Annotated in this window: 12 protein-coding genes and 1 riboswitch; of the genes, 6 read left to right on the top strand and 6 right to left on the bottom strand. The window is 64.0% G+C overall.

What is annotated here, in order from left to right; all coding sequences use genetic code 11:
• Positions 1-27: 27 nt before the first annotated feature.
• From petA to ACMA5I_RS01915, 3 genes are read left to right on the top strand one after another with little or no spacing between them, the layout of a single operon-like run.
• The gene (petA, locus tag ACMA5I_RS01925; RefSeq protein ID WP_525884535.1) at positions 28-591 is read left to right on the top strand and encodes a ubiquinol-cytochrome c reductase iron-sulfur subunit; all 564 of its coding nucleotides are present in this window, start codon (positions 28-30) and stop codon (positions 589-591) included.
• Between the two features lie 3 nt (positions 592-594).
• Positions 595-2,037: a cytochrome b gene (locus ACMA5I_RS01920; RefSeq protein WP_525884534.1), complete on the top strand. Its 1,443-nt coding sequence runs from the start codon at positions 595-597 to the stop codon at positions 2,035-2,037.
• A gap of 21 nt (positions 2,038-2,058) precedes the next feature.
• Positions 2,059-2,856, top strand: coding sequence for a cytochrome c1 (locus ACMA5I_RS01915; protein WP_525884533.1), 798 nt, complete (start codon positions 2,059-2,061; stop codon positions 2,854-2,856).
• An 89-nt stretch (positions 2,857-2,945) separates the two neighbouring features.
• On the opposite strand, the gene ACMA5I_RS01910 is transcribed toward ACMA5I_RS01915, so the two are convergent.
• Genes ACMA5I_RS01910 through thiB form a run of 3 tightly spaced genes read right to left on the bottom strand, consistent with a single transcriptional unit; the run spans position 2,946 to position 6,159 of the window.
• Positions 2,946-3,647: a thiamine ABC transporter ATP-binding protein gene (locus tag ACMA5I_RS01910; RefSeq protein WP_525884532.1), complete on the bottom strand. Its 702-nt coding sequence runs from the start codon at positions 3,645-3,647 to the stop codon at positions 2,946-2,948.
• Positions 3,644-5,191 carry a thiamine/thiamine pyrophosphate ABC transporter permease ThiP gene (locus ACMA5I_RS01905; protein ID WP_525884531.1) on the bottom strand — a complete coding sequence of 516 codons (1,548 nt, stop codon included), beginning with the start codon at positions 5,189-5,191 and terminating at the stop codon, positions 3,644-3,646. Before ACMA5I_RS01905 ends, ACMA5I_RS01910 begins: the two co-directional genes overlap by 4 nt.
• Positions 5,167-6,159 carry a thiamine ABC transporter substrate binding subunit gene (thiB, locus tag ACMA5I_RS01900; RefSeq protein WP_525884530.1) on the bottom strand — a complete coding sequence of 331 codons (993 nt, stop codon included), beginning with the start codon at positions 6,157-6,159 and terminating at the stop codon, positions 5,167-5,169. The genes ACMA5I_RS01905 and thiB overlap by 25 nt, the downstream gene beginning before the upstream one ends.
• A gap of 34 nt (positions 6,160-6,193) precedes the next feature.
• A riboswitch (TPP riboswitch) is annotated at positions 6,194-6,293 on the bottom strand.
• Positions 6,294-6,391: 98 nt separating this feature from the next.
• Between thiB and ACMA5I_RS01895 the strand changes: the two genes are divergently transcribed.
• Entirely contained in the window at positions 6,392-7,444 is a 1,053-nt protein-coding gene (locus tag ACMA5I_RS01895; protein ID WP_525884529.1) for an aldo/keto reductase, read from the top strand.
• Positions 7,444-8,544 (top strand): chorismate synthase, encoded by a 1,101-nt coding sequence (gene aroC / locus ACMA5I_RS01890; protein ID WP_525884528.1) that lies wholly within the window; start codon positions 7,444-7,446, stop codon positions 8,542-8,544. Before ACMA5I_RS01895 ends, aroC begins: the two co-directional genes overlap by 1 nt.
• Before the next feature lie 72 nt (positions 8,545-8,616).
• On the opposite strand, the gene ACMA5I_RS01885 is transcribed toward aroC, so the two are convergent.
• From ACMA5I_RS01885 to ACMA5I_RS01875, 3 genes are all read right to left on the bottom strand, one after another.
• Positions 8,617-9,825, bottom strand: coding sequence for a class I SAM-dependent RNA methyltransferase (locus ACMA5I_RS01885; protein ID WP_525884527.1), 1,209 nt, complete (start codon positions 9,823-9,825; stop codon positions 8,617-8,619).
• Between the two features lie 122 nt (positions 9,826-9,947).
• Positions 9,948-10,667, bottom strand: coding sequence for a TlyA family RNA methyltransferase (locus ACMA5I_RS01880; protein ID WP_525884526.1), 720 nt, complete (start codon positions 10,665-10,667; stop codon positions 9,948-9,950).
• Entirely contained in the window at positions 10,664-12,508 is a 1,845-nt protein-coding gene (locus tag ACMA5I_RS01875) for an ABC transporter ATP-binding protein (RefSeq protein WP_525884525.1), read from the bottom strand. The genes ACMA5I_RS01880 and ACMA5I_RS01875 overlap by 4 nt, the downstream gene beginning before the upstream one ends.
• A 92-nt stretch (positions 12,509-12,600) precedes the next feature.
• Here ACMA5I_RS01875 and hemF point away from each other — a divergent pair, with 92 nt between their 5' ends.
• Positions 12,601-13,494 (top strand): oxygen-dependent coproporphyrinogen oxidase, encoded by an 894-nt coding sequence (hemF, locus tag ACMA5I_RS01870; RefSeq protein WP_525884524.1) that lies wholly within the window; start codon positions 12,601-12,603, stop codon positions 13,492-13,494.
• Position 13,495: the final 1 nt, after the last annotated feature.

Raw genomic sequence — 13,495 nt, 5'->3', positions numbered from 1 at the left:
CGGGGAGACATGCAAGGGGAGACGACATTGTCCCAGGATGAACAACACGGAACCCGCCGTGATTTTCTCTATATAACCACGGGCGCCGCTGGTGCCGTTGCCGCTGGTGCGGCGGTCTGGCCGCTGGTCAATCAGATGAATCCGTCCGCGGATGTGCAGGCGCAGGCTCAGCGCGAGGTCGATATCTCGACGCTTGAGCCGGGCACCCAGCTCACCGTGATGTTCCAGGGCAAGCCGGTCTTCATCCGCCGCCGCTCGGAAAGCGAGATCAACGCCGCGCGCGAGCTAGAAGATGTCTCCGGCCTGATCGACCCCACGGCGGAAAACCCGAATATCGCAGGCGATGCACCGGCGATCGACACGAACCGCACCCTTGATGAAGCGGGCGAATGGCTGGTGATGATCGGCGTTTGCACCCATCTTGGCTGTATCCCGCTCGGCGATGGTGCTGGCGATTTCGGCGGCTGGTTCTGCCCGTGCCACGGCTCGCATTACGACACCGCTGGCCGTATCCGTAAAGGCCCGGCACCGGAGAATCTCCATATCCCGGTCGCTTCCTTCGTCAACGAAACAACGCTGCTTCTGGGGTAAGACATGGCCGGAATTCCACACGACCACTACGAACCGAAGACCAAGGCGGAAAGCTGGCTGCACAAGCGCCTGCCGATCGTTGGCCTCGTCTATGACACGCTGATGATCCCGACCCCCAAGAACCTCAACTGGATGTGGATCTGGGGCATCGTGCTGACCTTCTGTCTGGCGCTTCAGATCATCACCGGCATCGTTCTGGTGATGCACTACACGCCGCATGTCGATCAGGCCTTTGATTCCGTTGAGCATATCATGCGCAACGTCAATGGCGGCTACATGCTGCGCTATCTGCATATGAACGGCGCGTCGCTGTTCTTCATCGCCGTTTACGCGCATATCTTCCGGGGTCTTTTCTACGGCTCCTATAAAGCACCGCGCGAGATCACATGGATCATCGGCATCCTGATCTACCTTCTGATGATGGGCACCGCCTTCATGGGCTACGTTCTGCCCTGGGGTCAGATGTCCTTCTGGGGCGCCACCGTGATCACCGGCCTCTTCGGTGCCATTCCGGGCATTGGCGAGCCGATCCAGACCTGGCTGCTCGGCGGTCCGAACGTCTCGAACGCGACGCTCAACCGCTTCTTCTCGCTGCATTATCTGCTGCCCTTCGTGATCGCGGCCCTCGTCGCCGTCCACATCTGGGCCTTCCATTCGACCGGCAACAACAACCCGACCGGGGTTGAGGTCCGCCGCGCCTCGAAGGAAGAAGCCGCGAAAGACACCGTACCGTTCTGGCCCTATTACGTGATCAAGGACCTGTTCGCGCTCGTCCTGATCCTCGTGATTTTCTTCGCGATTGTCGGCTTCATGCCGAACTATCTGGGCCACCCGGACAACTATATCGAAGCCGATCCGCTGGTGACGCCCGCGCATATTGTTCCAGAATGGTACTTCCTGCCCTTCTACGCGATCCTGCGGGCAATCACCTTCAACATCGGGCCGCTCGATGCGAAATTCCTCGGCGTGGTCGCCATGTTCGGCGCGATTGTCGTGATGGCGCTGACGCCGTGGCTCGACACCTCGTCGGTCCGCTCGGGTCGCTACCGCCCGATGTTCAAGATCGCGTTCTGGCTTCTTTGCGTCGCCTTCCTCGTCCTGATGTGGTGCGGCGCGCAGCTGACGGACTTCATTCTGCTGTCCCGCTGGGGCGTCGAGAATGCGGCGGGCGAGACCATCCGCTCCGGCTGGGCGTCCCTGACCGAAGTCGAAACCCTGCGCGAGTCGCTGGAGCTGGCTGAGGGCGAGACCCTCTCCGCCTTCGGGCTCAACACCTGGCTGCTGTCGATCATCTTCACGGCCTATTGGTTCGCCTATTTCCTCGTCATCCTGCCGGTTCTCGGTCTGGTCGAGAAAGCGGAGCCGCGTCCGGAAACGATCGAGGCTGATTTCGACGCGCATTACCCGCCGAAATCGACCGAAGCCGGCGTGACCCCCGCAGAATAAGCGCGAAAGGAAAGAGACAAGATGTTCAAGAAAACACTCCTCGCCGCGCTTGCGACCCTCGGCCTTGCGACTGGCGCACAGGCTGCGGGCGGCGGCGGTCACGTTACTGATTACGACTTCTCCTTTGAGGGTCCGTTCGGCACATTCGACACGCACCAACTTCAGCGCGGCCTTCAGGTTTACACCGAAGTCTGCTCGGCCTGCCACGGCCTGCGTCAGGTGCCGATCCGCACCCTCGGCGATGCCGGCGGTCCGCATATGGCGGAAGAGCAGGTGAAAGCCTACGCCTCGCAGATCTATGTGACCGACCCGAATGGGGATGAGCGTCCGGCCGAGCCGAATGATCATTTCCCGGCGGTGACGGCCGCGGATGCCCCGGACCTCTCGCTGATGGCCAAAGGCCGCGCGGGCTTCCACGGGCCTTATGGCACCGGCATAGCGCAGCTCGTCAAAGGCATGGGCGGCCCGGAATATATCGCTTCGCTCCTGACTGGCTATACCGGCGAAGAGCTGGAGCAAGCCGGCACGCTGCTCTATGAAAACGAGGTCTTTGAAGGCGGCTATATTTCGATGGCCCCGCCTCTCTCGGACGGTCTCGTCGAGTATCAGGACGGCACCGAAGCGACCGTGGAGCAAATGGCCCTCGACGTCTCCGCTTTCCTGATGTGGACCGCAGAGCCGAAGCTTCAGCACCGCAAATCGGCGGGCGTGACGGCGGTGATCTTCCTCGGCATCCTCGCCGTGCTGCTCTACTTCACCAACAAGAAGCTGTGGGCGCCGATCAAGCGCAAAACCTTCGGCGGCAAAGATACCAACTAAAAAAGGGCCCTCCGGGGCCCTTTTTCACGCGCCCTTTGCAGCGCACGCCAGAAAGACACACAAAGCCCCCGAGACGGGGGCTTTTCCGTTTAAAAAGCCTCCCCGAGATAATCGGCAAGCGCGGGCGGCGGGTTGTCGAGCAAGGGCTCCGTGGGTTCCGGGGCATGGGCCGTCCCGCCCGCGACGAGGATGATCTTGTCACTCAGCGCCCGCGCATCCGCCGGGCTATGGGTCACCATGAGCAGCGTCTTGCCACGCGCGACCAGAAGTTCGCCCACCAGGTCCAGCATCTCGCGCCGCAGGGCCGGGCCGAGCGCGGCAAAAGGCTCATCCATGGCGAGGATCGGCTTGTCCCGCAAAAGCGCCCGCGCGAGCGCCACGCGGCTCCGCTGCCCGCCCGAAAGCTGCGCCGGTTTCCGCTCCATCATCCGCGAGAGGCCAACCGCATCCAGCGCCTCGGCCACCGCCTCCTGCTCCGCATTTGTGAGCTTCAGCGAGGGCCGCAGCCCCAGCCCGACATTCTGCATCGCCGTGAGATCGGCAAACAAATTGCCCTCCTGAAAGAGCATATGCACCGGATAGTCCGCCGGCGCGCGGCCCCGCATATCCTGACCATCCAGCAACACACGCCCGCGCTCGGGCGCGAGAAACCCGGCGATCCCGCCAAGCAGGGTGGATTTGCCGCCGCCAGAGGGTCCGATCACCGCGGCCTTTTCACCCGCCGCCAGCGTCCAATCGGCGCTCAGGGTGAACTGACCTTGGCGAAACACGCAATTGTCCAGCGAAATCATATCCGTCCTAACCGTTCGAAAAGCAGGAAAAGTCCCAGTGAGCTGCTGAGCAGAATCAGCGCCACGCCCGCCGCATCATCGCCGCGATAGCTGCCCATGAGGTCATACATCAGAAGCGGCAGCGTCCCGGTATTGGGGTCAGCGAAAAGTGTGATCACACCGAGATCGCCCATGGCCAGCGCCGCCGCGAGGCCGAGCCCGAAGCCAAGCGGCGTTCGGAGCGAGGGCCAGAGCGCGGCGCGGAAATAGGTCAGCCCGCCAAGCCCAAGCTGCGCCGCGAGCGCGCCATGCCGCGCTTCGGCTTGGCGCAGCGCGGGCAGGACGGCCCGGAGCAGGAAGGGCAGGCTCATCGCGGCATTGACCAGCGCGGTGACCGGCAGGCCGAGCGTCAGTGGGTTGGCGAAGGGCCGGATCATCAGAAAAAGCCCCGTGCCCATGACGAAAGGCGAGGCGGCGAGGGTCAGCACCCCCAACGTTTCGACCAGCCGCCCGAAGCGCGAGCGCAGGATCAGCAGCGCCAGCGAAAGGCCGAGCAGGCCGCAAAGCGCCGTCGAGCCGAGGGCAACCCAGACGCTCCGCCAAAGCGCGCTCCAGACGCGGTCCGGCAAGCCGTTCAGGATCGCGGGCAGCCCTTCCGCCACCACCGCGCCGAGCGGGAGCAGCAGGAAGAGGCCGCCGAGCAGGATCACCAACGGGTCGATCCGCGAGGGACGATCCCAACGGCGGCGCGGGCCGCCGATGCTGTCGCTGACATCCTCGGTGCCGCTAATCGCCACCGACAGGCCAGCCGCGACGAGGCAGATCGCGAGCTGCACCAGCGCCAGCAGTGCCGCTTTGCCAAGGTCGAATTCCAGCCGCACCGCCTGATAGATCGCGAGTTCAATGGTCGAGCTTTTCGGCCCGCCGCCAAGGGTCAGGATGATGGCGAAACTGGTCACGCAGAGCAGGAACACGACCAGAAACGCCCCCGGCACCACCGCGCGAAGCATGGGCCATTCGATCCGTTTGAGCATGTCCCACGGGGTGAAGCCAAGCTGCGCAGCGAGGCGAAAGCGCTCGCCCGGGATGCTCGCCCAACCTTGCAGCAGAAGCCGCGTCACCAGCGGGATATTGAAGAAAATATGGGCCAGAAGGATGCCCGGCAATCCGTAAATATGGATCGGCCCCAGCCCGAGCGGCGCGAGCAGGTCGGAGAAGAGCCCAGACCGGCCCCAGATCGCGAGCAGCCCGTAAACGGCGACGATCACCGGCAGGATGAAGGGCGCGCCCATCAGGCCGATGAGCAGCCCCCGCCCCGAAAAGTCGCGCCGTGCCAGCGCGCGGGCGAGCGGGATGGCGCAGAGGACCGAGAGGCTTGCCGAGAGCAGCGCCTGAAAGAGTGTGAAGCGGAGGGCCACCCAATCGGCGCGGACAAAACCGCCCGTGCCGCCGGCGCGCAGGATCAGTGCCAGCGCCGCGCCGAAGGTCAGCGCGAGGACGACCGCCCCCGCGAGCCCTCCAGCAAAGGCCACGCAGCCGCTTAACGGGCGAGAATATCGCGCCATTCGGCAATCGCCTCCTCGCGCAGCGCATCGGCCTCTTCGGGCGGAAGCAGGAAGGCTTTCTCCGGCTCAATCAGCGTCTCAAACGCCTCCGGCAAGCCGTCCTCCGGCATCACGACCGGATAGGACCAGTTGCCCGTCGGCAGGATCGCCTGCACCTCAGGCCCCTGAATAAATGCGAGAAAATCCTCGGCCAGGTCCGGCGCATCCGCCGCTGCCGTTTTCGCGGCCACCTCGATATTGAGGTAATGCCCCTCCTCAAATTCCGCCGCCTTCTTGGTGTCATCCTCATCGGCGATGATGTGATAGGCGGGCGAGGTCGAGTAGCTCAGCACCATATCCGCCTCGCCATCGGTGAACATACCATATGCTTCCGTCCACCCTTTCGTGACGGTGAGGATATGCGGGGCCAGCCCCTCCCAGATCCGCGCGGAGTCGTCGCCATAAGCGGCCTTCACCCACATCATCGCGCCGAGGCCCGTGACCGAGGAGCGCGGGTCCTGCATCACGAATTTGATGTCCTCATCCATCGCGATCATCTCTTCGAAACTCTTCGGCGGCGCGGCAATTTTCGTGCTGTCATAGATGAAGGCGAGATAGGACCAGTCGAAGGGGATGAACATCTCATCGGTCCACTCGACTGGCAAGAGTTCCGGCGTCGCCTCCGTCTCCGGCGCGGCAAAGAGCCCCGTCTTGCGGGCCTGCTCCAACTGGTTGATATCAAGGCCCATCACCACATCGGCCGCCGCCTGATCGCCCTCAAGCTGGAGCCGGGAGAGCATCGCCGCGCCGTCCCCCGAGGGGTGGAATTGCAGATCGCAGCCGCACTCCGCCTCAAACGCCTCCTCGATCAGCGGCCCCGGCCCCCAATCGGCGGTAAACCCATCATAAACATACACATCCAGCCGCTCTTCCTGCGCAAAGGCAGGCACGGCAAGGGCACTCATCAACAGCATCATCCGGGTGGTCATGTCTCACTCCATCTGGGGCGAGAGGAAAAGGCGCTTTCACGCGATATGCCTTCCCTCCGCCGGTATAATCCGGTTCAGGTTCAACGGGTTCGCGATACGCATCTCAGCCCAGACGGGCACCCCGAGGTTCACCCAACATGCCGCGCCGCGCCCCCGGTTGCAAGCGCCCTATTTCCCTTGACCCTGCGCCATGGGGCTTTAACTCTGTCGCTCAAGCAAAGGAGCCATCCCTATGAAGATGAACACACTTGGCCGCACCGATATCGACGTGAGCGCCATTTGCCTCGGCACCATGACCTGGGGCGTGAATTCGCAGAATGACGAGGCCGAAGCGCATCGCCAGCTCTCCCGCGCCGTCGAGGCGGGCGTGAATTTCATCGACACGGCGGAGATGTATCCCACCACCCCGCACAGCAAAGAGGGGCAAGGCTCGACCGAGAAATTTATTGGCACCTGGCTGAAAGATCAGAAACGCGAAGATCTGGTGGTCGCGACGAAAATCGCCGGCGAGGGCTCACGCTATATCCGCGACGGTGCGCCGATCAGCCCCGAAGCGATCGACGATGCGCTGCACACTTCGCTGAAAAGCCTGCAAACGGACTATGTCGATCTTTATCAGCTTCACTGGCCGAACCGCGGGTCCTACTGTTTCCGCCAGAACTGGGACTACACGCCCTCCAACCAGCCGCCAACCGCGCAGGTTGAGGACGAGATGCGCGCCATTCTCGAGTCGCTCAAGGGCTATGTGAAAGAGGGCAAGATCCGGCATATCGGCCTCTCGAACGAAACCGCTTGGGGGACGATGCGCTGGCTGCAACTGGCCAAGGAGCTGGACGCGCCGCGCATGGAGTCCATTCAAAACGAATATTCCCTGCTCGCAAGGCTTTACGACACCGATCTGGCCGAAATGACCGCGCATGAAGATGTCGGCCTTCTCGCCTATTCCCCGCTCGCGGCGGGCTTGCTCACGGGCAAATATGCCGGCGGCGCGATCCCCAAAGGCGCGCGGGCGGATGTCGGGAGCAAGACCCTTGGCGGACGCATGACCGACCGCGTCCACGACGCCGTTGCCGCCTATCAGGCCATCGCCGACAAACATGGGCTGGACCTGGTGCAGATGTCCCTCGCCTTCTGCATGCAGCGGCCCTTCGTGACCTCCACGATCATCGGCGCGACCTCGGGCGAGCAGCTTGAGACTTGCCTTGGCGCGGCGGATGTGACCCTCTCGGAGGAGGTTCTCGACGAGATCAACACGACCCATAAACAACATCCGATGCCCTACTGATGAACACATTTGGCCATATTTTCCGCGTCACCACCTGGGGCGAAAGCCACGGTCCCGCCCTTGGCTGCACCATCGACGGCTGTCCGCCGGGGGTGGATCTGAGCGAGGCGGACCTGCAAGGCTTCCTCGACAAACGCCGCCCCGGCACCTCGCGCCACACGACGCAGCGCAAGGAGGCCGATCAGGTCGAAATCCTGTCGGGTGTGTTTGAGGGCAAGACCACCGGCACACCGATCCAGCTCATGATCCGCAACACCGATCAGCGCTCGAAGGATTACGGCGATATTGCGGAGAAATTTCGTCCCGGCCATGCGGACATCACCTATCATCTGAAATACGGGCTACGCGATTATCGCGGCGGCGGTCGCTCCTCGGCGCGCGAAACCGCCGCGCGGGTGGCAGCGGGCGGCGTGGCGCGCAAGGTTCTGGCGCATCTCGTGCCGGGTTTGCAGGTGCGCGGCGCGATGGTGCAGATGGGCGATCTCAACGTGAACCGCGACAAATGGGACTGGGCGGCGCTCGATCTCGAAGACAACCATTTTTTCCTCCCCGATGGCAGCGCGCTCGACGAATGGGCCAGCTATCTCGACGGCATCCGCAAGGATCAGGACTCCGTCGGCGCGGTCTGCGAGATCGTTTGCTCGGGTGCCCCTGCGGGCCTCGGCGCCCCGGTCTACGCCAAGATCGACACGGATCTGGCCGCCGCGATGATGTCGATCAACGCGGTGAAAGGCGTTGAAATCGGAGAAGGTTTCGAGGCGGCGCGTCTGCGCGGCTCCGAGAACGCCGACGAGATTTTCTGGAAGGACGGCGCACCGCATTTCTCCTCCAACCATGCGGGCGGGATTTTGGGCGGCATCTCGACGGGGCAGGATCTCGTTGTCCGCTTCGCTGTCAAGCCGACCTCCTCGATCACCACGCCGCGCAAGACGATCAACATTCGCGGCGAGGAGAGCGAGATCATCACCAAGGGCCGCCACGACCCCTGCGTCGGCATCCGTGCCGTGCCGGTTGGCGAAGCGATGATGGCCTGCGTGGTGCTGGATCACCTGCTGCTCGACCGCGCGCAAACGGGCGGCAAACGCGGCTCCATCGGCTAAAGCGCCGGACCAGCGGCACCCATAGGCGCGCCGGACCACCTCCGGCGCGTTTTGACGTTTTCGCACAGACGCTTAGCGCGAAAACTTCGCGGCGAGCTCGACATGGGGCGTCCAGCGAAACTGGTCGATCACCGTCACCGGCCCCATGGTAAACCCGGCCTCGGTCAGCACCTTTGCGTCGCGCGCAAAACTGACCGGGCTACAGGAGATATAGGCGACCGTGCGCAGCCCGCTGGCCGCGATCTCGGCGATCTGCGCCGCCGCACCGGCACGCGGCGGATCGAGCAGGGCCGCGTCGTAAGGCTTGAGCTCCGAAGCAAAAAGCGGGTCTTTGAAGAGGTCGCGGGTTTCGGTTTTCAGCAGCGCCAAACCGCCCTTCTGCCGCCAACCTTGTTCCATCGCCTCCAGCATCGCCGCCTCACCTTCGAGCGCGAAGACTTCGGCCTGCTCCAGAAGCGGAAGCGTGAACGTCCCGCAACCTGCGAAAAATTCAACGATTTTCTTGGACCCGGCAAGGGCTGTGCGGGCGAAAGCTGTCAGCGCCGCCTGCCCCTCCATGGTCGCCTGCAAAAACGCGCCCGGCGGCGGGACCACGGCGCTTTGCCCAAACATCTGCACCGGCGGCGCGGCCTGCGCGATCAACTCATCGCCCCACACCAGCCGTGCGATCCCATGCCGCCCGGCGATCTCCGTCAGCGCAATGCGGACGTCGTCAGCCGGGTGCCCGCCGGTGGCAAGAATATCCAGCCCCTCGACGCTCTCGGTCACCGTAAAGCGCATCTCCGCTTTCCGGCTCGCGCCCGCGCGGGTCAACTCAGCCAGCGCGGCGCGGCTCTCAAACACCGCCGGACGCAGCACGGCGCATTCCGCCAAATCCACAATGTCGCCCGACCCGCCCGCGTGAAAGCCCACAATCGCGCCCGATTTCGTCCGCCGCGCCGAAAACACCGCCCGGCGGCGGCTCTGCGGCGGCGAGGTCAGCACCTGCGCGATCTCGCCCGTGAGTCCCTGCCCGGTCAGCGCCTCGCGGACGATCCCGGCCTTCCAATGTTCCAGAAACCCGTCCCCCGCGTGCTGCGTCGCACAGCCGCCGCAGCGTTTGAAATGGCGGCAAGCGGGTTTGATCCGCTCGGCCACCGGCGTCACGATTTTCGGCTGCGGGATCCGGCCCGCGACCACCTCGCCGTCGATCTCTTCACCGGGCAAGGTAAAGGGCGCGAAGAGGCCGTCGCGGGTCACGCCGTCGCCGAGATGGCCCAGTTTGTCCACATGGTAACTCATGCCCCCTCATGCGCAGTTTTGCGGGTTTGCACAAGGCACGACGCGCGCGGCGGGCAAGGTTGGCCCCGACAACCCGGCTTCGGCAGGACGGCCCCTTGGGGCCTCCGCCGGAGCCGCACCCCTCACCCTTTGCGAGCCGCGATCAGGTATTCGATATTACCATCCGACCCGGTGATCGGGCTCTCCGCCTCGCCCAAAATCTCCCAGCCAAGCTTGCGCAGCCAGTCCGCGATCCGCAGCCGCGCCGCTTCGCGTGCGGCATCATCCTTCACGATCCCGCCCTTGCCAACATGCTCCGGCCCGACCTCGAATTGCGGCTTGATGAGCGCCACGAGATGCGCGCCGGGTTTGGCAAGCGCCAGCGTCGGCGGCAGGGCTTTTTCCAGCGAAATGAAACTGACATCGCTTACAATCCAGTCGAGCGGCGGCAACAGCCCCTCCGGCATATGGCGTGCATTGACGCCCTCATGGAGATGGACACGCGGATCGGCGGCCAGCGCCTGGACCATCTGGCCATGGCCGACCTCCACCGCATGGACCGCCGCCGCGCCGCGTTCCAGCAACACTTCGGTAAACCCGCCGGTGCTCGCGCCAATATCGGCGGCGATGCCCGATGGCGTGAGCGCAAAGAGGTCCAGCGCATGAGCCAGCTTCAGCGCGGCGCGGGAGACGTAGGGGTTCGCGCCCTCGGCAATTGTGATCACATCGCTCTCAGCCACCTTGGTCGACGCTTTGCCGGGCGCGCCGTTGACGGCCACAAGCCCATCCGCAATCAGCGCCTGCGCCCGCGAGCGCGTTGGCGCCAGCCCGCGCGTCACCAGCGCCTTGTCGAGCCGGCTCACTCCGCTGCCTCCTCCGCGCCGATAAAGCCGCCCGATTGGCGCGACCAGAGGCGCGCATAAAGGCCATCCGCCGCCAGAAGCTCCTGATGGGTGCCGTTTTCGACCACATGGCCCGCATCCAACACGACGATCTTGTCCATCGCCGCGATGGTGGAGAGGCGGTGCGCGATGGCGATCACGGTCTTGCCCTCCATCAGCCCGTAAAGCGTCTCCTGAATGGCGGCCTCAACCTCGCTGTCGAGGGCGGAGGTCGCCTCATCCAGCACCAAAATCGGCGCGTCTTTCAGGATTACCCGCGCCAGCGCGATCCGCTGCCGCTGCCCGCCCGAAAGCTTCACACCACGCTCGCCAACATGGGCGTCATAGCCCTTGCGGCCCTTGGCATCCTCCAGATCGAGAATGAAATCATGGGCTTCGGCCTTTTTCGCCGCGGCGATGATGTCGTCCTCACTCGCCTCCGGCATCCCGTAGCGAATATTGTCGCGCACCGAACGGTGCAGCAACGAGGCATCCTGAGTGACCATACCGATTCTGCTTCGCAGACTCTCCTGGCTCACGCCGCGCACATCCTGCCCGTCAATCTCGACCGTGCCTTTTTCGGGATCGAAAAAGCGCAAGACGAGATTGACCAACGTCGATTTGCCCGCACCGGAGCGGCCCACGAGGCCCACTTTCTGCCCTGCCGGAATGTCGAGCGAGACATTGACGAGCCCGCCCTTCCCGGTCCCATAAGAATGACTGACGCCGTTCAGCGCGACCTCGCCGCCCTTCACACCAAGGGTCGGCGCGTCATCCGCGTCGCGCATGGTGATCGGCTGGGCGATGGTTTCCATGCCCTCCTGCACCACGCCAAGCGCTTGGAACAGCGCGGTTAAAGCCCACATGATCCAACCGGACATGGAGTTGAGCTGCAGGCACAGCGCCGTGGTCGCGGCCACCGTGCCAAGCCCCGTCTCGCCGATGGACCAGAGCCACACCGCCAGCCCGACCGCACCGACCACCAGCGCGCCGCCCAGAACGGTTAGCCATATATTCAGGAGGCTGATCAGCCGCATCTCGACCTGAAAGGTCTCGCGGGCGCGCTCGATCGCTTCCTTGGCATAGCCGACCTCATGGGCGGTATGGGCGAAGAGTTTCACGGTCTGGATGTTGGAATAGCTGTCCACGATCCGGCCCGAGACCTCGCTCCGCGCATCGGACGCATCTTTCGACGCCGCGCCGACCCGCGGGATCGCCCACCACATCAGCCCAGCATAGCCCGCAAACCACAGTAGGATCGGGACCATCAACCACGGGTCGATCCCGCCGAGCATGACCAGCGCGCCCGTGAAATACACGCCGACAAAGGCCAGCGCGTCGAGCATGTGGAACACCGCCTCGCCCGCATTCGGCCCGGTCATCAGGATACGGTTGGCGATCCGCCCCGCAAAATCATCCTGAAACCAGCCGACGGACTGGCGCAGCACCCGCCGATGCGAGCGCCAGCGCACCAGCGTCGCCACATTCGGCATCAGCGACTGGTGGATGAGAAAGGTGCTGATCCCGTGGCCAATGGGCCGGAGGAGAAGGATAAACGCCGCCATCCCGGCAAGCAGCCAGCCATGTTCGCGGAAAATCTGCTCCGGCGCGCTCCGCTCCAACACATCCACCACCGTGCCCGTGAAAGAAATCAGGATCAGCTCCGTCACCGCCGCAATCACCGCGAAGGTAAAAGCCCAGATCAGGATCGGGCGCAGCGGTTCGAGATATTGCCACAAGAACGGGAACAGCTTCCGGGGCGGGCTGTCCGGTTCCTCATAGGGCCGATAGGGATCGACGAGATTCTCGAAATAGCGAAACATGGGAGGCAATGTGACCCTCACACCGGGAAAAGCAACCCCGTGCATTGCACCCCCTCCCGCAAAGCGCCATAACGCGGCCAAAAGGAGACTCCATGACGCCCGAGATGCAGGACGAAAAAGCCCGCGCCAGCGCCTGGTTCGCGTCTTTGCGCGACCAGATTTGCGCCGCGTTTGAGGGTCTGGAGGACGCGCAGGATTTTGGTCCACATGCGGGCAAGCCCGCCGGCCGGTTCACGCGCAAGGAAACCTTCCGCAAATCCGAGGATGGCAGCGATGCGGGCGGCGGCGTCATGTCCGTCATGCGCGAGGGCCGCGTGTTCGAGAAGGTCGGCGTCAATATCTCCACCGTTTACGGCACGCTCGGCGCAGCGGCGCAAAGCAGTATGATGGCGCGCAAGGATCTGCCGGGGCTGGCCGACGATCCCCGGTTCTGGGCCGCCGGGATCTCCCTCGTCGCCCATATGCAAAGCCCCAAAACCCCCGCCGTTCATATGAACACTCGCATGTTCTGGACCCCCAAAGGCTGGTGGTTCGGCGGCGGCGCGGATCTCAACCCGATGATCGAGGACGCTGCCGACACCGCCAGTTTCCACGCCGCGCTGGAAGCCGCCTGCGACAGACACGATCCGGCCTATTACCCCCGCTTCAAAGCTTGGGCAGACGAGTATTTCATGATCCGCCATTGGGGCGAGCCGCGCGGTGTCGGTGGGATTTTCTACGACGATCTGTGCACCGGCGATTGGGAGGCCGATTTCGCCTTCACCCAGGATGTTGGCCGCGCGTTCCTCGACGCCTTCCTGCCCGTCACCGAGCGGCACCTGAAAGAACCGTGGACAGATGCCGACCGCGAAATCCAGCTTGTCAAACGCGGGCGCTACGCCGAATTTAACCTTGTCTACGACCGCGGCACGCAATTCGGCCTGCAAACCGGCCACAACCCGGAGGCGGTGCTGATGAGCCTGCCCCCGGTCGCGAAATGGCCCTAGG

This window comes from Jujubicoccus corallicola, from assembly GCF_047345645.1.
Lineage (GTDB): Bacteria > Pseudomonadota > Alphaproteobacteria > Rhodobacterales > Rhodobacteraceae > JBLEFH01.
The sequence above is the reverse complement of the archived record's forward strand: the minus strand, read 5'-3'. Positions and strand labels throughout refer to the sequence as shown.

Bases quoted from the DNA above. Each gene is read 5' to 3' on its own strand.
- ACMA5I_RS01910 (WP_525884532.1), bottom strand. From the start codon at position 3,647: ATGATTTCGCTGGACAATTGCGTGTTTCGCCAAGGTCAGTTCACCCTG.
- ACMA5I_RS01885 (WP_525884527.1), bottom strand. From the start codon at position 9,825: ATGAGTTACCATGTGGACAAACTGGGCCATCTCGGCGACGGCGTGACC.
- ACMA5I_RS01895 (WP_525884529.1), top strand. From the start codon at position 6,392: ATGAAGATGAACACACTTGGCCGCACCGATATCGACGTGAGCGCCATT.
- ACMA5I_RS01915 (WP_525884533.1), top strand. From the start codon at position 2,059: ATGTTCAAGAAAACACTCCTCGCCGCGCTTGCGACCCTCGGCCTTGCG.
- aroC (WP_525884528.1), top strand. From the start codon at position 7,444: ATGAACACATTTGGCCATATTTTCCGCGTCACCACCTGGGGCGAAAGC.
- ACMA5I_RS01920 (WP_525884534.1), top strand. From the start codon at position 595: ATGGCCGGAATTCCACACGACCACTACGAACCGAAGACCAAGGCGGAA.
- ACMA5I_RS01905 (WP_525884531.1), bottom strand. From the start codon at position 5,191: ATGGCGCGATATTCTCGCCCGTTAAGCGGCTGCGTGGCCTTTGCTGGA.
- ACMA5I_RS01875 (WP_525884525.1), bottom strand. From the start codon at position 12,508: ATGTTTCGCTATTTCGAGAATCTCGTCGATCCCTATCGGCCCTATGAG.
- hemF (WP_525884524.1), top strand. From the start codon at position 12,601: ATGACGCCCGAGATGCAGGACGAAAAAGCCCGCGCCAGCGCCTGGTTC.
- thiB (WP_525884530.1), bottom strand. From the start codon at position 6,159: ATGACCACCCGGATGATGCTGTTGATGAGTGCCCTTGCCGTGCCTGCC.